The 16,973-nt window shown below is 70.0% G+C and carries 20 protein-coding genes; 14 read left to right on the top strand and 6 right to left on the bottom strand.

Annotation, left to right across the window (positions count from 1 at the left end; all coding sequences use genetic code 11):
• Positions 1 to 15: 15 nt before the first annotated feature.
• From AC0NH5_RS22790 to AC0NH5_RS22770, 5 genes are all read left to right on the top strand, one after another.
• The gene (locus AC0NH5_RS22790) at positions 16 to 918 is read left to right on the top strand and encodes a hypothetical protein (protein WP_474407106.1); all 903 of its coding nucleotides are present in this window, start codon (positions 16 to 18) and stop codon (positions 916 to 918) included.
• Positions 919 to 1,262: 344 nt separating this feature from the next.
• Positions 1,263 to 2,597 (top strand): glycosyltransferase, encoded by a 1,335-nt coding sequence (locus AC0NH5_RS22785; protein ID WP_474407104.1) that lies wholly within the window; start codon positions 1,263 to 1,265, stop codon positions 2,595 to 2,597.
• Between the two features lie 59 nt (positions 2,598 to 2,656).
• A complete protein-coding gene (gene wecB / locus AC0NH5_RS22780) occupies positions 2,657 to 3,844 on the top strand; it encodes a non-hydrolyzing UDP-N-acetylglucosamine 2-epimerase (protein WP_474407102.1) in 1,188 nt (395 codons plus the stop codon).
• Entirely contained in the window at positions 3,844 to 5,469 is a 1,626-nt protein-coding gene (locus AC0NH5_RS22775; protein WP_474407099.1) for a DUF2334 domain-containing protein, read from the top strand. The genes wecB and AC0NH5_RS22775 overlap by 1 nt, the downstream gene beginning before the upstream one ends.
• A 44-nt stretch (positions 5,470 to 5,513) precedes the next feature.
• Positions 5,514 to 5,864, top strand: a complete 351-nt coding sequence (locus AC0NH5_RS22770) for a hypothetical protein (protein ID WP_474407098.1) — start codon at positions 5,514 to 5,516, stop codon at positions 5,862 to 5,864.
• Between the two features lie 62 nt (positions 5,865 to 5,926).
• Here the strand turns inward: AC0NH5_RS22770 and AC0NH5_RS22765 are convergent, their stop codons facing one another.
• Complete coding sequence (locus AC0NH5_RS22765) at positions 5,927 to 6,679, bottom strand: dienelactone hydrolase family protein (RefSeq protein WP_474407095.1); 753 nt, start codon at positions 6,677 to 6,679, stop codon at positions 5,927 to 5,929.
• A gap of 89 nt (positions 6,680 to 6,768) precedes the next feature.
• Here AC0NH5_RS22765 and AC0NH5_RS22760 point away from each other — a divergent pair, with 89 nt between their 5' ends.
• Complete coding sequence (locus AC0NH5_RS22760) at positions 6,769 to 7,326, top strand: TetR/AcrR family transcriptional regulator (protein WP_474407093.1); 558 nt, start codon at positions 6,769 to 6,771, stop codon at positions 7,324 to 7,326.
• Positions 7,327 to 7,387: 61 nt separating this feature from the next.
• Here AC0NH5_RS22760 and AC0NH5_RS22755 read toward each other — a convergent pair whose 3' ends face one another.
• Positions 7,388 to 8,005 carry a TetR/AcrR family transcriptional regulator gene (locus tag AC0NH5_RS22755; RefSeq protein WP_474407090.1) on the bottom strand — a complete coding sequence of 206 codons (618 nt, stop codon included), beginning with the start codon at positions 8,003 to 8,005 and terminating at the stop codon, positions 7,388 to 7,390.
• 104 nt (positions 8,006 to 8,109) lie between these two features.
• Here AC0NH5_RS22755 and AC0NH5_RS22750 point away from each other — a divergent pair, with 104 nt between their 5' ends.
• The 4 genes from AC0NH5_RS22750 (at position 8,110) to AC0NH5_RS22735 (ending at position 12,784) form a co-directional block, all read left to right on the top strand.
• Complete coding sequence (locus AC0NH5_RS22750; protein WP_474407088.1) at positions 8,110 to 8,580, top strand: MarR family winged helix-turn-helix transcriptional regulator; 471 nt, start codon at positions 8,110 to 8,112, stop codon at positions 8,578 to 8,580.
• Positions 8,577 to 10,142: an MDR family MFS transporter gene (locus AC0NH5_RS22745; RefSeq protein ID WP_474407086.1), complete on the top strand. Its 1,566-nt coding sequence runs from the start codon at positions 8,577 to 8,579 to the stop codon at positions 10,140 to 10,142. The genes AC0NH5_RS22750 and AC0NH5_RS22745 overlap by 4 nt, the downstream gene beginning before the upstream one ends.
• Before the next feature lie 108 nt (positions 10,143 to 10,250).
• Positions 10,251 to 11,852, top strand: coding sequence for a GGDEF domain-containing protein (locus AC0NH5_RS22740; RefSeq protein ID WP_474407084.1), 1,602 nt, complete (start codon positions 10,251 to 10,253; stop codon positions 11,850 to 11,852).
• A 107-nt stretch (positions 11,853 to 11,959) separates the two neighbouring features.
• On the top strand, positions 11,960 to 12,784 hold the full coding sequence (locus tag AC0NH5_RS22735; protein ID WP_474407081.1) for an SAM-dependent methyltransferase: 825 nt from the start codon (positions 11,960 to 11,962) through the stop codon (positions 12,782 to 12,784).
• 119 nt (positions 12,785 to 12,903) lie between these two features.
• Here AC0NH5_RS22735 and AC0NH5_RS22730 read toward each other — a convergent pair whose 3' ends face one another.
• Together AC0NH5_RS22730 and AC0NH5_RS22725 are read right to left on the bottom strand one after the other, a co-directional pair.
• On the bottom strand, positions 12,904 to 13,152 hold the full coding sequence (locus AC0NH5_RS22730; protein WP_474407079.1) for a hypothetical protein: 249 nt from the start codon (positions 13,150 to 13,152) through the stop codon (positions 12,904 to 12,906).
• Positions 13,153 to 13,270: 118 nt separating this feature from the next.
• Positions 13,271 to 13,522, bottom strand: coding sequence for a hypothetical protein (locus tag AC0NH5_RS22725; RefSeq protein WP_474407077.1), 252 nt, complete (start codon positions 13,520 to 13,522; stop codon positions 13,271 to 13,273).
• Between the two features lie 258 nt (positions 13,523 to 13,780).
• On the opposite strand from AC0NH5_RS22725, the gene AC0NH5_RS22720 reads away from it, so the two are divergent.
• Positions 13,781 to 14,017, top strand: a complete 237-nt coding sequence (locus AC0NH5_RS22720) for a DUF397 domain-containing protein (protein ID WP_474407075.1) — start codon at positions 13,781 to 13,783, stop codon at positions 14,015 to 14,017.
• An 84-nt stretch (positions 14,018 to 14,101) separates the two neighbouring features.
• On the opposite strand, the gene AC0NH5_RS22715 is transcribed toward AC0NH5_RS22720, so the two are convergent.
• On the bottom strand, positions 14,102 to 14,992 hold the full coding sequence (locus AC0NH5_RS22715) for a helix-turn-helix domain-containing protein (protein WP_474407072.1): 891 nt from the start codon (positions 14,990 to 14,992) through the stop codon (positions 14,102 to 14,104).
• Between the two features lie 286 nt (positions 14,993 to 15,278).
• Between AC0NH5_RS22715 and AC0NH5_RS22710 the strand changes: the two genes are divergently transcribed.
• The 3 genes from AC0NH5_RS22710 to AC0NH5_RS22700 all read left to right on the top strand — a co-directional run bounded on the left by AC0NH5_RS22710 (position 15,279) and on the right by AC0NH5_RS22700 (position 16,108).
• Positions 15,279 to 15,578 (top strand): hypothetical protein, encoded by a 300-nt coding sequence (locus AC0NH5_RS22710; RefSeq protein ID WP_474407069.1) that lies wholly within the window; start codon positions 15,279 to 15,281, stop codon positions 15,576 to 15,578.
• Entirely contained in the window at positions 15,575 to 15,760 is a 186-nt protein-coding gene (locus tag AC0NH5_RS22705; RefSeq protein ID WP_474407067.1) for a hypothetical protein, read from the top strand. Before AC0NH5_RS22710 ends, AC0NH5_RS22705 begins: the two co-directional genes overlap by 4 nt.
• Before the next feature lie 69 nt (positions 15,761 to 15,829).
• Complete coding sequence (locus tag AC0NH5_RS22700; RefSeq protein WP_474407065.1) at positions 15,830 to 16,108, top strand: DUF3040 domain-containing protein; 279 nt, start codon at positions 15,830 to 15,832, stop codon at positions 16,106 to 16,108.
• On the opposite strand, the gene AC0NH5_RS22695 is transcribed toward AC0NH5_RS22700, so the two are convergent.
• Positions 16,105 to 16,938 carry a phosphoribosylaminoimidazolesuccinocarboxamide synthase gene (locus AC0NH5_RS22695; RefSeq protein WP_474407063.1) on the bottom strand — a complete coding sequence of 278 codons (834 nt, stop codon included), beginning with the start codon at positions 16,936 to 16,938 and terminating at the stop codon, positions 16,105 to 16,107. The genes AC0NH5_RS22700 and AC0NH5_RS22695 overlap by 4 nt on opposite strands.
• Positions 16,939 to 16,973: the final 35 nt, after the last annotated feature.

Below are 16,973 nucleotides of genomic sequence, written 5' to 3'. Positions count from 1 at the left end.
GAAGAGGACGGTGACGTGCGAGGCGGACTGGACGACGCGCTCGACAAGCTCGCCCGGCGGGACGAGCTGCGGCGGCGCGCCACCGGCGACTCCCCCGGCACGCCGCCGGCGGTGACCGAGCTGGTCGAGGCGATCGCGGCCGTGGTCTCCCGCCACCCGCATCTGAACGTCACGGTCGGCGTCGAGGGCGCCGGTGACCCCACCCTGCTCCATTTCGCTTTCGCTGACGGCGTCGTGCAGGTGAGCGCGGACACCACGGTCGCGGCCCGGGCCACCGACGCCGCACCCCGGCACGCCGACTTCGAGATCGAGGTCGAGGAGCCGGTGGACGAGCAGCCGGCTGCGGCATATCAGCATCCCGATCCACCGCGGGGCAGTCACGACGACCAGGACCGGTTCGGGCCGACCGATCTCGGTTACGCCGAGCCGCCGACCGCGGAGCGGCCCTACGTCGCACCGGTTCCGCACGCGCAGAACGGTTACGACGCGGACCGGTTCCCCACTCCGCCGCAGGGCCAGCCCGCCTACGGCTATCCGGACGCGGCCCATCACCGGGAGCCGGGCACGGTCAACGGGCACTCGGCCCAGGAGCCGGGCACGCATCCGTTCGCGCCGACGCCTCCGCCGCCGGTCCCGCCGCAGACTTCTCCGGCGTACGCGCCACCAGCACCGCCGTACGCCGCGCCCCCTCCACCGCCTTACCAGGACCGGCCGGTCACGCCCCCGGTGCCTCCGTTCGCGGCGCCGCATGCCGAGCCGCAAGCCGCTTATGCCGAGCCGCAGCCGTCCTTTCCGGAGCCGCTCGCGCAGCCCATCCCGCTCAAGGTCGAGCGCCCGGAGGAGACCGAGCTGGCCGCTCGCCGGCTGGCGGCGATGCTTCGCGACAACCCCACCCTGCTGGACAACCCGCCTCAGTGATCCGGGCCCGGCCGCGTCGAAGTACCTCACGGTGAGTGTTCAACTACTCTGCGTAGATATTTGGATCCGCACCTTCTTACAGCCGCGCTAGTTACTCTCCGGGTTCGTTCGATTGCGGGCCGCATTTACTGCTCACTATCGCAAATCGGGCTAATGACGTCCGGTTTCGCCTGCTCAGTGCAGTCTGAGATGTCTGGGTTCGTCCGTTTGGCCAGGATCGGTCTCCGTTCCGCCTGCAGCCCTTGAGTCACGCTGGGTAGCTCCTTAATGTCCTAATAAGTCCAAGAGCTCGGGTCACCTCGCTGGCGGATCATCACGAACAGTGACTAGGGCGAGGAGGGCTGATGACGGCCTCGGAAAGCTGGCTCGTCGCGGTCGCCGGATATTCGATCCTGCTGGCCTGGCCGATCTCCACACTGGTGCTGGTGTGGTTCGCGGTCCGGTACGTCGGGACCCACCGCGCCAAAGTCGTCAACAAGGCGGTGGCCGGCGGCGACGCCCGCCCCCAGCACTTCTGGATCATCGTCCCGGCGCTGAACGAGGAAGCCGTCGTGGCGAACACGGTCAACGCGGCGCTCGCCCTGCGCGGCCCGGCCGGCACCCTGTCCCGGGTCATCGTGGTCGACGACGGCTCCGACGACCGGACACCCGAGGTGCTGGCGACCATCGACCACCCCCGGCTGCACATCATGCGCCGGGAGCTGCCGAACGCACGGCAGGGCAAGGGCGAGGCACTGAACGCGGCGTACCGCTACATCGCCGAGCGCACCGCCGAGGCCGGCATCAGCCCGGAGCGCGTGGTGCTCGGCATCATCGACGGTGACGGTCAGGGCAGCGAGAACATTTTGACCGAGGTCTCCCGCCTGACCCGGGACAGCCGGGTCGGCGCGGTCCAGGTGCAGGTCCGGATCCGCAACCGCAACAAGCTCCTCGGCGCGGTGCAGGACCTGGAGTTCGGTGCGATCGTCGACGCCTGCCAGAACCTGCGCGACGTCCTGGACACCGTCGGGCTCGGCGGCAACGGGCAGTTCAGCCGCCTCTCCACGCTCCTGGCCCTCGGCCCGGCGCCGTGGTCCAGCTGCCTGGTCGAGGACCTGGAGCTGGGGCTGCGGATGCACCTGAGCGGCGTGGCCATCCGATACACCTCCCGCTCGTCGGTCACCCAGCAGGCGGTGGTCGACATCCGCCGGCTCACCCGCCAGCGGACCCGGTGGGCGCAGGGCAACATGCAGTGCGCCCGGTACCTCGGCCGGCTCTTCTCCTCACCGCGGATCGCCCGGACCGCTCTGGTCGAGATGCTGCACTACCTGCTCTCCCCGTGGGCGAACGCGACGGTCACGGTCCTGCTGCTGGTGATGGGCGGCGCCGGTGCGCTCGGCCTGCTCGCGGGGCACCCGGTGCCGTTCCTGCCGACCTGGGCGGCCCTGGCCCAGAGCGCCGTCGTCTGGCTCACCGTGACCACGTTCCCCGGCCTGCTCTGGGCGCTGGTGCACCGTCACAAGCGCGGCGACGAGGCCATGCCCCGCATGTTGACCGCGGCTCTGGCGTACCCCGCCTTCCTGATCCTCGGTCTTGCCGCCACCTACCGCGCCCTCGGCCGCCAGGCCAGCGGCCGCCAGGCCTGGGCCAAGACCGAGCGTCTCGCCGAAGAACCGCTCCTGGAGCCGGTCCCCGCCTGATCCCGCAGGCGCTGCACCCCCACCACCCCCACCCCCACCCCCGAACAGAAGGCTCCCCCATGTCGCTTCGCGAAGTTCACCTCATCGGTGGCACCCGCCCCGAAGCCGTCAAACTGGCGCCCGTCGCCGTCGCCATGCGAGAGGCCGGCCTGCTCCAGCCGGTCCTGCTGGCCAGCGGGCAGCACCCGGCCATGGTGACCCAGGCGCTCGCCGCCTTCGGTCTCGAGCCGGACATCACCCTCACCGTGGAGCGGACGACCGGCGGCCAGGCCGAACTGCTCACCGCGATGATCCGCGAGCTGGACGAGCTCTGGTCGGTGCGCACCCCGGCCGCCGTGATCGTGCAGGGTGACACCACGACCAGCTTGGCCGGGGCGCTCGCCGCCTTCTGGCGCCGCATCCCGGTCGTACACCTGGAGGCCGGCCTGCGCTCCGGCGACCTGGAGTCGCCGTTCCCGGAGGAGGGCAACCGCCGCCTCGTCGCGCAGGTCGCCGCGCTGCACCTGGCGCCGACGCCGCTGGCCGCGATGAACCTGCTGGACGAGAAGATCAACCCCGCCGACGTGCTGATCACCGGAAACACCGTGGTCGACGCGACCCTGGCGGTGGCCGGCCGGAAGCTGCCGTTCGAGAACCCGGACGTCGCCGCCGCCCGGGCCGGCAGCACGAACCGGCTGATCCTGGTGACCGCCCACCGGCGGGAATCCTGGGGTGAGCCGTTGGACCGGATCCTCACCGCGGTCAAGGACCTGATCGCGCGATATCCGGACATCGAGGTGGTGCTCCCGAGCCACCCCAACCCGGCGGTCCGGGCGCAGGTCGACGCGGCGCTGTCCGGTACGGAACGGGTGACGGTCACCGACCCGCTGCCCTACCCGGACCTGTCCCGGCTGCTCTCCGAGGCCTACCTGGTGCTCACCGACTCGGGCGGGATCCAGGAGGAGGCGCCGTCGTTCGGGGTGCCGGCGCTGGTGCTGCGGGACGTCACCGAGCGGGTCGAGTCACTGCACGCCGGCTGCGCCAAGCTGGTCGGCTCGGACACCGCGCGGATCGTCGAGGAGGCGTCCGCGCTGCTCGACAGCCGGCTCCGCCGGGACGCGATGACCGCCGGCGGCAACCCGTACGGCGACGGACTCGCCGCCCGCCGGACCGCGCAGGCGACCGCCGCGCTGCTCGGACTCGCCGCTCTTCCCGACGCCATGCCCGTCACCCAGAACACCGCCCTCACGTCTGGAGCCGTCGCCTGATGCGTACCTCGAAGATGACCCGCCGCGCCCTGCTCGCCGTCGGCGCCTCGGCCGCCGCGGTCACCGCCGTCGGGCTGACCCAGGTCGAGGCCGACGCCGCCAGCAACGCCGCGGTCGCACCCACCGCGCTGAAGACCGGCAAGGCCGCACCCGGCGGCGGCACCGCGAAGACCCTCGTGCTCTACGACACCACCAGCGAGTACGGCTGGATGGGTGAGGTCTACGCCACCCAGACCGCGAACCTGGCCTCACACTTCGGCTCCTGGACGGCGGCGCCGGTGGCCGGATACAAGGCGGGCGACCTGAACGCGTACACCGCGGTCGTCTACATCGGCTCGACCTACGACGAGCCGCTGCCCGACACGTTCCTGACCGACGTGATGGCCACCGGCAAGCCGGTCGTCTGGATCTACGACAACATCTGGCAGCTCGCCGCGAAGGACGGCTTCACCGCGAAGTACGGCTTCGCCAGCGGGACGTTCGACCTGGCCGACGTCTCCGAGGTGGGTTACAAGGGCCGGCGGCTGACCCGCAGCGCGGACAACAAGGCCGGTATCATGAACCTGCCGGTCAGCGACGCCGCCAAGGTCACCGCACTGGCCGACGCGGTGCGTGCGGACGGCACCACGTTCCCGTGGGCGGTCCGGTCCGGCAACATCACCTACATCGGTGAGATCCCGTTCTCGTACGTCGGTCACGACGACCGCTACCTGGTCTTCGCCGACCTGCTCTTCGACGCTCTCGCCCCGAAGACCCCGGAACGGCACCGCGCCCTGATCCGCCTGGAGGACGTCGGACCGGACGCCGACCCCGCGCAGCTGCGGGCGATCGCCGATTACCTGTACGCGGAGAAGGTCCCGTTCAGCGTGGCCGTCTACCCGCGGTACCGGGACCCGAAGGGCGTCGACAACAGCGGCAAGGCCCAGGACTACACCCTGGCGACGAAGCCGCAGGTGGTGGCCGCGCTCAGGTACATGCAGTCCAAGGGCGGCACGCTGCTCATGCACGGGTACACGCACCAGCTCAACGCGGTGAACAACCCGTACGACGGCAAGAGCGGCAACGACTTCGAGTTCTACTCGGCGCACGTGAACGAGAAGGACTACGTGATCTACGACGGCCCGGTGCCCGGCGACTCGGCTGCCTGGGCCACCGGCCGGATGATCGCGGCCGGCGCCATCTTCCTCGCCACCGGCCTGGGCGCACCGAAGATCTTCGAGTTCCCGCACTACGCGGCCAGCCCGGCCGACTACCAGGCGGCGCACGCCCTGTTCGGCAAGCGGTACGACCGGGGGCTGTACTTCCCCGGCGTGCTGACCGGCGGCAAGTACGACTACAGCCGCCAGTTCGGGCAGTTCTTCCCGTACACGGTCCGCGATGTGTACGGCTCCGCCGTGGTGCCGGAGAACATCGGCAACGTCGAGCCCGAGGCGTTCAACAACCACCCGGTCCGGCTCCCCGCCGACCTGGTCGCCTCGGCCAAGCGCAACCTGGTCGTCCGGGACGGCGTGGCCAGCTGCTTCTACCACCCGTACCTCGGCACCGAGCACCTGAAGGATCTCGTCACCGGGATCAAGGGCGCCGGTTACACGTTCGTCAGCGCCGACTCGATGCTCAACGGCTGACAGTCCGTGGTGAAGAGGCCGCCATCTCCGTTAAAGAGAGAACTGTGGATGTAGTGGATTACTGGGTCCGGTCCTGGACCACGGACGACCTGCCCGCGGCCCGCCGGCTGCTCACCCCGGACGTCGAGACCGAGTGGAACTTCGACGCCCCGGTCGACGACGAGGAGCTGCTCCAGGTGCTGCACCGGGTGGCCGCCTTCGCCGACCGAGTCACCGTGGTGGCGCGTACCGACGCGGTGGACGGCGCCGCACTGATCTACGACCTGGTGGGGCCGTTCGGCGCGGCCCGGCTGGTCGAGTTCCTCCTGGTCGAGCAGAACCGGATCACCGAGGTCCGGCACGTCTACGACGTGACCGCGATCGACCGCTACTTCCCCGGCCTTTACGCCAACTGACCGATCCGGTGTGTGAACTTCGGGTGCGTATCGCACCCGAAGTTCACACACCTGTCGGGTTGTCAGGCGGGGAGCGTGCGGTCCAGCAGGGCGAACAGCGCAGACCAGTGCCGTCGCTCGGCGGCCTCGTCGTACTGGGCGGTATCGGCCATCGTGAAACCGTGCGGCGCGCCCTCGTACAGCTCGGAGGTGTGCGCGACGCCGGCCGACGCCAGGGTGGACTCCAGCGTCCTGACGTGCTCAGCGGTCATCGAGCCGTCGTTGTCGGCGTGTCCGAAATAGACCTCGCCGGTCAGCTTCTCCACCCCCAGGTGCGGGCTGTCCGGTTGATCGGTGACCACGCCACCGGCGTGGAAGCTCGCCAGCGCCGCCACCCGCTCCGGTTGCGCGGCCGCCGCCACCAGCGCGTTGCGGCCACCCATGCAATAGCCGAACAGGCCCGCCGGCCCGCCGGCGACGCCCTCCTGCGCGGCGAGGAAGTCCAGATAGGCGCCGGTGTCGGCGGCCACCCGGCCGGCTGTGAGCTGCTTCACCAGCGGCACCAGCCGGTTGAACGCGGCGGACCGCCGATCCGCGTCGGTCAACTCGACGGCCTCCACCAGCGGGCTGCGGGCGCCGCGATAGAACAGGTTGGGCACGAGGACGGCGTAACCGCGCTCGGCGACCCGGTCGGCCATCTCCCGCAGCCGGGGCCGGAGACCGAAGACATCCATGAACATCACCAGGCCGGGGACCGGGCCCGGGCCGTCCGGCTTCACCAGGTACGCGTCAGCCGTACCGTCCGCGGCCGGCACGTCGATCTCGGTTTTCTGCATTACCGCACCTCCGGCGCCGTCAACTGATGATCACCGGGACCGTAGCACCGGGAGATCGGATCTCCCGCGGGAGTCGTATCCTGTGGCGCATGGCCACCCGGCTGCGCGCGGACGCCCGACGGAATCGAGCCGCACTGCTCGAGTCCGCCCGGGAAGTCTTCGCCGAGCAAGGCCTGGACGCGTCGCTGGACGAGATCGCCCGCCGCGCCGGGGTGGGCAACGCCACCCTCTACCGCCGCTTCCCCAGCCGCCGGCACCTGATCGCCGAGGTCTTCGCGAGCCACATGACCGCCGCGGTCCGCCTCGCCGAGCAGGCGCTCGATCACCCCGACCCGTGGGCCGCGTTCGTCGGCTACCTCACCCGGGTCTGCGAGTTGCAGGCGACCGACCGGGGGCTCGCCGAGCTGCTGGTGACCACCGCTTTCGACGATGACGAACGGCTGGCCGCGCTGCGTACCACCGCGCAACAGCGGGCCGTGGACGTGCTCACCCGTGCGCAGCGGGCAGGCCGGCTGCGTGCCGATTTCACCCGGTACGACCTGGGGCTGCTGATGATGGCGAACGCGGGGGTGGCGCAGCACTCCCGTGATCCGTACGCCTGGCGCCGTCAGCTGACCCTGATCCTCGGCGGCCTCGCCACCCGCTGACCCCGACCGGCGTGGTGCCTTGGGGTGCGCGGCGCGCCCTGAATCACCACACTGGCTGGGCTCAGGCGAACTTGCGGCCGGCCTCGGCGAGCGCCTGGCGGGCCATGTCCAGGTAGGACGTTTCGTTGGGGTGTTCGAGCCACACGTTCAACGCCACCCGCAGGGCGGCAAGAAAGGTCGCGGCGAGCAGCTTCGCTCGTACGCCATGGGGGTCGGCAGTTGAGCCGAGACGCACCGCGACCTCCTCGCCCAGCTCGCGCTCCATCGCGGCGAAGCTCTGGGCCTGCGCCGCGGCCAGCGACGGATGCCGGCGGAGCAGGCGGGTCTGGGTCACCCACTGCGGGTTGAGATCGCCGAGCTGGCCGTAGAACTCCGCCGCGGCCGCGCTCAGCGCCACCCACGGCGTCTCCTCCGCCGGGCGCGCGCGGACCTTGTCGATCAGCAGGCGGGTCCGGATGCGGTCGCCGTGGAAGAGCGCTTCCTCCTTGTTGGCGAAGTAGTTCGAGAAGGTGCGCCGGGAGACACCCGCGCGGTCCGCGATCGCCTCGACGGTGATCCGGTCCGGCCCGAGCTCGGTGGCCAGCCGGACTGCCGCCTCGTGCAGGGCCTGGCGGGTGGCTGCCTTCTTCCGCTCGCGGAGGCCCGGCTCGCTGCTCGGCTCGGTGGTCGGCGCGCTCATGAGGTGAGCCTACCGGCGTGTGATTCAGTTCCCAATGAGAAAACTTGCGCAGTGGGCAACGTCGGCAGATAGTTGTGTGCAGCAAGCATCACTGGGAGGAAGCCATGCCGGACGAACGCCCGCTCGTAGCGGCGATGCATGAGGTCCTCAAGGCTGTCCGCCTGCTCAAGCAGAACCGCGCCGGCCCATCGGCACCACTGCCGGTCGGCGCGGCCGGCGTCCTCTCCGCCATCCGCAACCGCGAGCGCACCGGCCCGTGCCACGTCAAGGAACTGGCCGAGGAGCACGCGCTCGACCCCTCCACGATCAGCCGAACCGTCGCCGCGCTGGTCCGTGCCGGACTCGTCGCCCGCTCCGCGGACCCGGACGACGGACGGGCCAGCATCCTGTACCTCACCGACGACGGTCGCTCGGTGCTCGACAGCGTGCAGCAGCAGTACCAGGACCTGCTGAACTCCGCGCTCCGCGACTGGAGCCCGGCGGAGCTCACCGAGTTCACCGCGGCGCTGCACCGCTTCGCCCGCGACCTGATCGACCAGACCACCCCCACGCCCAGCTTGGAGGCCGCGCGATGAGCGCCCCGACCACCACCCGCGCCGAACCCGGCGCGATGTCACACCGCGAGATCATGGAGGCGCTCTCCGGCCTCCTGCTCGTGCTCTTCGTCGCGATGGCCAGCTCCACCATCGTCTCCACCGCGCTGCCCAGGATCATCGGCGACCTCAACGGCAGCCAGACCCAGTACACCTGGGTGATCACCGCGACCCTGCTCACGGCCACCGCCACCACCCCGATCTGGGGCAAGCTCTCCGACCTCTACAGCAAGAAGCTGCTGGTCCAGCTCTCCATCATCCTGTTCGTGATCGGATCGCTGGCGGCCGGCCTCACCCAGAACACCGAGCAGCTCATCGCCGCCCGCGCCTTCCAGGGCCTGGGCATGGGCGGTGTGCAGGCGCTGGTGCAGGTCGCCATCGCCGCGATGATCCCGCCGCGGGAGCGCGGCCGCTACAACGGGTACCTCGGTGGCGTGATGGCCCTGGCCACCGTCGGCGGACCGCTGCTCGGCGGCGTCATCGTGGACACCTCCTGGCTGGGCTGGCGCTGGTGCTTCTTCATCGGCGCGCCGTTCGCCGTGATCGCTCTGGCCGTCCTGCAGAAGACCCTGCACCTGCCGGTGATGCGCCGGGAGAACGTCCAGATCGACTACTTCGGCGCCACACTGATCGCGGCCGGCGTCAGCGTGATCCTGGTCTGGATCTCCTTCGTCGACGACGCGTTCGCCTGGCTGTCCTGGCAGACCTTCGCCATGGTCGGCGCCGGCGCGGTGCTGCTCGCCCTCGCCGTGTGGGTCGAGTCCCGGGTGGCGGAGCCGGTCGTGCCGCTGCCGATCGTCCGCGAACGGACCACGGCGCTGGCCATCATCGGCAGCCTTGCGGTCGGCATGGCGATGTTCGGCGGCGCCGTCTTCCTCGGCCAGTACTTCCAGATCGGCCGGGGGTACAGCCCGACCGAGGCGGGCCTGCTGACCATCCCGATGATGGCCGGTGTCCTGGTCTCCTCAACCATCGCCGGACGGCTGATCACCAAGAGCGGCATGATCAAGCCGTACGTGGTGGCCGGCACGATCATCCTGGTCGCCGGGTTCGGCGCGCTCTCCGTGCTCGACCACGAGACGCCGCTCTGGTACGTCGGTGTCGGGATGGCCATGGTCGGTGTCGGTGTCGGCCTCTCCATGCAGAACCTGGTGCTCGCGGTGCAGAACACCGTGTCGCTGCGGGACATCGGCGCGGCGAGCTCGACGGTCGCCTTCTTCCGGTCCCTCGGTGGAACCATCGGCGTCTCGGTGCTCGGCGCCGTCCTGGCCCGGCAGGTCACCGACCAGATCACCCACGATCTGGCCGCGGCCGGGGTGCCCGCCTCCGGCAGCGCCGGCAGCACCCTCAACCTCAGCGCCCTGCCGGACGCCGTGCAGCACATCGTCCGGGCCGCGTACGGCGACGCCACCGGGCACATCTTTCTGATCTCGGCGGGCATCGCGGTGGTCGGCGTGATCGCGGCGATCGCGATGAAGCCCACGAAGCTGCGGGACACGGTCGACCTGGCCCCGCCGTCGAAGGAACACGCCTTCGCGGAGTGAGGGTTCCTTCCTCTACCGGCGCCCGGATCCGTGGATCCGGGCGCCGTTTCCCTCATCTCCGGCCCCGTCGGGTCGATCCTCACGCCGACAGGGGAGAGGAGAACCGCGTTGGACGGGCTCGCTGACGACATTGAGGCGCTCTCGGCCGCACTCCTCGCGATCGAGGACGAGCGGTCGTGGGACGCCGAGGTGGAACTGGCACGTTCCCTCGAGATCGAGCGTACCGCCCTCGCCCTCGGTGACGGCCTCCTCGTCGCCCGCGCACAGCTCTGCCAGGCCAACATGCGACTGCGATCGGGTGACGTGGCCGGTGCCGCGGCACAGATCTGGCGGGTGCACCAGTGGGCGGTGAGCCACGACGAGCGGTGCCTGCTGGCGCGTACGCACCTGGTCTGGTCCAACATTCACCAGCACATGAGCGACGCCGAGCAGGCCCTGGAGCACGCGGTGCTCGCGGTCGAGCTGCTCGACGAGACGGCGACCACGCACATGCGCATCTGGCACCGCACCAAGCTGGCCGACGCGCTGTGGGCGGCCGGCTCGATGGACGCCGCCCGCATCCGGTACAGGCAGGCCGAGCAACTGGCCGTCGAGTCCGGGTCGCCGGCGCTGTTGTGCCTGCTCAACAACTACGCGTACACCGAGTTCGACACCGGCAACCAGTCCCGCGCCGAGGAGGTGGCGGCCCGCCTGCTGCGACTCGCCGACGAGCGCGGCGAGCTGCTGGAGCCGGCGTACCTCGACACCATCGGCTGGATCCAGATCGGCAACGAACGGTACGCCGAGGCCGAGGCCACCATGCACCTCTGCCTCGAGCGGTACGCGACGGGACGGTACGACAACGCCGACGCGATGCCGATGTACCTGCTCACGCTGGCCCGGGCGCAGCGCGGACTGTGCGCGTACGAGCGGGCGCAGGCGAGCCTCGACGAGTCCCGCCGCCTCTGTCTCGAGCGCGACCTCGGCGATCTGCTGGTCCGGGTGCACGAGGAGCAGGCGGAGATGCACGCCGCACGGGGTGAGTTCGCCGAGGCGTTCGAGGTGCACAAGATCTTCTTTGCCGCCTACCAGACCCGGCACTCGGTGCAGCGGGAGGCTCGGACGCGTACCCGTCAGGCGATGTTCGAGACGGCCGAGGCCCGGCAGGAGGCCGAACGCTTCCGCGAGCAGGCCCGCCGTGACCCGCTGACCGGCCTGCACAACCGCCGGTACGTCGACGAGCGGCTGCCCGCACTGATCGACTCGGACCCGGCGCTGACCGTCGCCCTGGTCGACCTCGACCACTTCAAACAGGTCAACGACCGGCTCTCGCACAACGTCGGCGACCAGGTCCTGGTCCTCGTCGCCGACCTGCTCTCCCGCGAGATGGCGATGGTCTGCCCGGACGGCTTCGTAGCTCGGCTGGGTGGCGAGGAGTTCCTGATCGTGCTGCCGGACACCGCCAAGGCGACCGCCGCCGCGCTGCTCGACGGTATCCGCCGGGTGATTCGCGGACACGACTGGACGCCGATCACCCGTGGCCTACCGGTCACGGTGAGTATCGGTGTGGCCGCCTCAGGCGAGGTTCCCGGCGCCACCCAACCGGCCCTTCTGTCCACTGCGGACAGTCGTCTGTACGCTGCCAAGCACGCCGGACGTGATCGCGTCGTGTCGGCGGCGGACCAGCACGCCGGCCGCCGCGGTTACACCCAGCACGCCTCGGCTGCCTGACCTGCGCTTCGATTCGGTCGCCGGGGCTTAAGCCGGTCAATCGTTCCGGCTAGGCTGGACGGGCTGACGATGATCGGCACGCCGGGTCGAGGTCCAAGGAGGCGGTCGTGGCACAGAGCAGGGGTAAGCCCGCGAGTGAGGTTGCGCCCCCTGGCGTCAACATCAACGTGCCGCACTCCGCCCGCATCTACGACTACTGGCTCAGCGGCAAGGACAACTTCGCCGTCGACCGGGCCGTCGGCGACGCGATGCTCCAGGCTATCCCCACTCTGCGATACATGGCCGCGGAAAACCGGAAGTTCGTCCACCGGGTGGCCCGCGACCTGGTCGAGCAGGAGGGCATCACCCAGTTCCTCGACATCGGCACCGGCATCCCGACCCGGCCCAACCTGCACGAGGTGGCACAGAAGATCGACCCGAAGATCCGGGTGGTCTATGTGGACAACGACCCGATCGTGCTGGTCCACGCCCGCGCCCTGATGATGAGCCACCCCGAGGGCCGCAGTGAATACATCTCGGCCGACATCCGGGACCCCTCCTCGATCCTGCGCGACCGGGCCCTGCTCGACACGCTGGACCTCAGCAAGCCCGTCGGGCTGACGCTGATCGCGATCCTGATGCTGCTCGCCGACGAGGACGACCCGTGGGCGAAAGTCGCCGAGCTGCGGGATGCGCTGCCGTCCGGGAGCTGCCTGGCGATCACCCACCCGACGGCCGACTTCAACCCGGCCGAGGTGGACGCGGCGGTCGGCGCGGCCACCGGGGCGGGGATGACGCTGGTCGCCCGGTCGGAAGAGGCGGTGACCCGGTTCTTCGGCGACTGGGAGATCCTCGAGCCCGGGGTGGTGCCGGTGTCCAACTGGCGGCCGGACGACCCGACTGTCGACCCCAAGGCCGCCTATTACTGGGCCGGCGTCGCGCGGAAGCCCTGACCAGCTCCGATAAAGATCGCCCCGCCGGTTTGCCGCCGGCGGGGCGATCTTTCTGCGGAAGAAAGGCTTAAGGACCGGGTGGTCGGCTCGGCACGGGGAACCGAACCGCCCACCCGGCGTCAGACGGGCGTGCTGCGCAACACCCGCAGGCGCGGGCGCTTGCTTGCCGGCGGCACGGGAAGACGTCCCGCCCGGATCAGCATCTCGCGCACCGCGACCTCACGTCCGGCCCGATCGACGACGACGGCACGGACACCGAACCAGGTGTCGTCCTCGTGCGGGATCGGGTTGGCCCAGTCCACTCGCACCAGCCGGAGCCGGATGGGCCCCACGCCGTAGCAGTAGTCCGACTCGGCGAACTCGTACACCGGCCAGCGCGGTCCACTCGGCCGTAACACACGGTCACGAACTCGTGGCGCGGAGGCGCTCCATCGCGCACGTGCCGAAGAGGGTCCGGCGGACCGCGGACCACGACAGCGGACGAGCTCACTCACGCGCGTCGGACTCACCCTCCTCGGCAGGCGGCTCGGGGGCTTGCGCCCCGCCGGGCCGGCTCAATGCATAGCGAACACCACCGAATCGCTGCGAGACCGCACTGGCCCGGGCAGATGCCGCGATCACCTCATCAGTGACCGGTTCATCCCGATAAACCAGCGGCGGGTTTCCCCGGCGCGGGCTCTCGCCCGCACCGGGGTCACTCGGATCCGGTAATTCGGGGCCGATGTTGGGAATCGACATGCTCGCCACCTCTCGCTCGGACGCCCCCGCCAAGGAGCCTCGCGCCGAGGCCGCAGACGTCGCTCCGCGACCGACCCGTCACCCAAAGCTGTCACCCTCCGTGACCCCTTTGGGAGTCTCACGTGCGTTATCATGCTCAGAATCCCGTGACTACGCAAGGCCAGATGCACGTGCATTTGCATCGCCGCCCCAAATAGGCACGAGGGGACAACCATCCCGGGTCGATCGGCGATCCGGGGCATACCAAGGGAGCTTGGAATGACCTACGTGGTCAACGGCATGCCCGCCGGCCAGCTGCTGGGAGTGACCTGGCAGAAGAGCGGTCGCAGCAACCCGAGTGGCAACTGCGTGGAGTGCGCCGTCCTGCCCAGCGGCGACGTCGCCGTGCGCAACTCCCGGGACCCCGAGGGCGCTGCGCTGATCTACACCCGCGCCGAGATCGAGGCGTTCCTGGGTGGCGTCCGCGACGGGGACTTCGACAACCTGATCGCCTGATCGCAGCCCGGTTCGCCGGCTCGACACAGCTTTATATACGCACCACGACGATCCGGCCGGGCGTGCGCCTGGGCGACAGCGCCGTCAGGCCGGACGTCCCACCTCGTGCAGCAGCTTGCCGAGGATCTCCGGCGTGTGATTCGGCGGCTCAGCGTCGATACACACCCGCTCCATCGCCATCGCGTAATGATCGACGTCCTCGCGCTTGTCCAGGTAGATGGCGCTGGTGAGCTGCTCGACATAGACGACGTCGGGCAGCTCGGGCTCGGGGAACCGCAGAATCGCGAACGGACCGCCGGCGGCTGCGTGGCCGCCGGCGTGGAACGGGATGATCTGCAGGCGGACGCTCGGCATTTTCGAGGCCTCGATCAGCGCCTCGATCTGCTGGCGCATCACGTCCACCCCGCCGATCGGCCGGCGCAGCACCGCCTCGTCGATGACGGCCCAGAGCTGCGGGGCCCCCGGACGGGTGAGAATCTGCTGCCGGTGCTTGCGGACCTCGACGCGCCGGTTGATCTCCTCGGCGCTGGCGCCCGCGTGACCCAGCATGATCACGGCCCGCGCGTACTCCGGGGTCTGCAGCAGGCCCGGGACGAACTGGATCTCGTAGGTCCGGATCAGCGTCGCGGCCGCTTCCAACCCCAGGTACGACTGGAACCAGCCGGGAAGGACATCGCTGAAGTGATGCCACCAGCCCGGGTTGTTGGCCTGACGGGCGAGCCCGATGAGCGCCTCACGCTCGTCGTCGTCCGCCACGCCGTACATGGTCAACAGGTCCGCGACGTCGCGTTCCTTGAAGCTGACCCGGCCGAGCTCCATCCGGCTGATCTTCGAACCCGAGGCGCGGATCTCGTACCCCGCGGCTTCCCGGGTGATCCCCCTCGACTCCCGCAGCTTCCGAAGCTGGGAGCCGAGCAGGATACGCAGCACGGTTGGGCCGCCGCCCGGCGCCTCCTCCTGCGAACCCGCGCTCACCTGACTCCTCGTCGCTGCTCTGTGACTGCCCGATGTGGTCCTACGCATCCTAGAGCGGAGATCGCACACTACGAAACCAGCCGCTTCGGTCGACCCGCGCGGATGCGCGCGCCGGATGCACGTGCATCCGGCCTTGCGAACGCACTTGATGACGAGCATGATAGCTGACAGACACGTACCGCTTGCTAACACAGCGTGCCGAAAAGATGGTCTGCTCGGCCGATGCCTCAGTGAGCGGCACCAGTTCATTCCCCCGACGCCCGCCTCATGCGCAAGGAGGCACCACATGTCGAACCTGATGGCGTCCACGCCGACCGTCACCCCGCCGCAGCGCGACCCCGCCGATGTGGCGCCGTCCGAGAGCTACCGGCCGTCGGATCCGGTGTGGGTGTATAGGAACGGCTGGCGTGCCGGAGTCATCGAGGCGTCCTCACCCCGCGCCGTCACGGTGACCTACCGGCCGGGCACCAACCGGGGCACCGGCGTCGACACGTTCACCGCGCCCTATGTGACGTCCCGCACCGACATGGACCCCGCACTCGACCACCGCGGGCTGTACCTCGTTCGCCGGGGCCCGCTGGCATGACCGGGGCTGTCACCGTCTCCGCCATCGTCGGCCTGCTCAGCCTGTTCGCCGGCGTCGCCCTCGGGTGGTACCTGCGGCGCACCAACGACTGGTGCCCCGCCTGCGGCGAACAACTCACCTGCGGCGCGTGCCCGACCAACGCGGCCTGGCGTGAACAGCCGGCCACCGCCGGCCACCGCTGAACGACTGTTTTCCCAACCCCGATCCTGGGTACGCGCCACGCGCCCGCTAGACGAGTGTGAGGTGACGCCGTGCTCGAACCGCGCGAAGATCAGGCCTTCCGCGGCGTGATAGCCGACCTGCTCATCGACGATGCTCAGTTCGCCCGGCGCATCAACCGCCTCGGCCGCCCACCGCTGCGGTGGGACGCCCTGGCGGCCCTCCTGTGGGTGGCGGCGCCGCTCTGCGTCATCTTCGGCGGCTGGACCGGAGTGATCTATGCGGTGATGGCGGCCGGGTACGGCACCCACCTGATCCGCAAGCGGCAGCGCTGGGCCGCCGCCGCAACGAAGCTCGGCGCCGGCTCTTAACGCCACCGGTCCCCGGTGAGACGTTCATAGACCTCGACGTACCGGTTCCGGGTCGCCTCGACCACCTCGTCCGGCACCTCCGGCCCCGGAGGCGTCCGATCCCAGTCGACGCGGCCCGACCAGTCCCGCAGGAACTGCTTGTCCAAATACCGCGGCACACTGCCCGGCCGCCACTCGTCGGCCGCCCAGAACCGCGACGAATCCGGCGTCAGCACCTCATCGCCGAGGGTCAGCCGCCCACCCGCGAACCCCAGCTCGATCTTCGTGTCCGCGATGATGATCCCCTTGGCGGCCGCGATCTCCGACCCCCGCCGATAGACCTCCAGCGTGACCCGGCGCAGCTCCTCAGCCAGCTCCTTACCCACCCGCTCCTGAGTCTCCTCGAACGTCAACGGCTGGTCGTGCCCACCACCCACCGGCTCCTTGGTCGACGGCGTGAAGATCGGCTCAGGGAGCTGGGAGGCCTCGACGAGCCCGGGGGGCAGCGCGTTGCCCGACACCGCACCGTCCCGCTGGTAATCCGCGAGACCGGAGCCGGCCAGATAACCCCGCGCGATGCACTCCACCATGACCATCTCCAGCCGCCGGCAGCGGATGGCCCGACCGGCCCACTCCTGCGGCACATCGGTGGCCGAGATGACGTGGTTCGGCACGACGTCGGCAAGCTGGTCGAACCACCAGAGGGAGAGCTGGGTGAGGATCTTGCCCTTGTCCGGGATCGGCGTGGGCAGGATGACGTCATAGATCGAGATCCGGTCGGAGGTGACCAGGATCAGGTCATCGCCGTCGGCGTAGACGTCCCGGACCTTGCCGGAGTGCAGGAGCTCCACTTGTGTCCTTCCACGCAGACGCGATCGCAGCGTTG

This window comes from Actinoplanes sp. 13 (assembly GCF_056134165.1).
The sequence above is the reverse complement of the archived record's forward strand: the minus strand, read 5'-3'. Positions and strand labels throughout refer to the sequence as shown.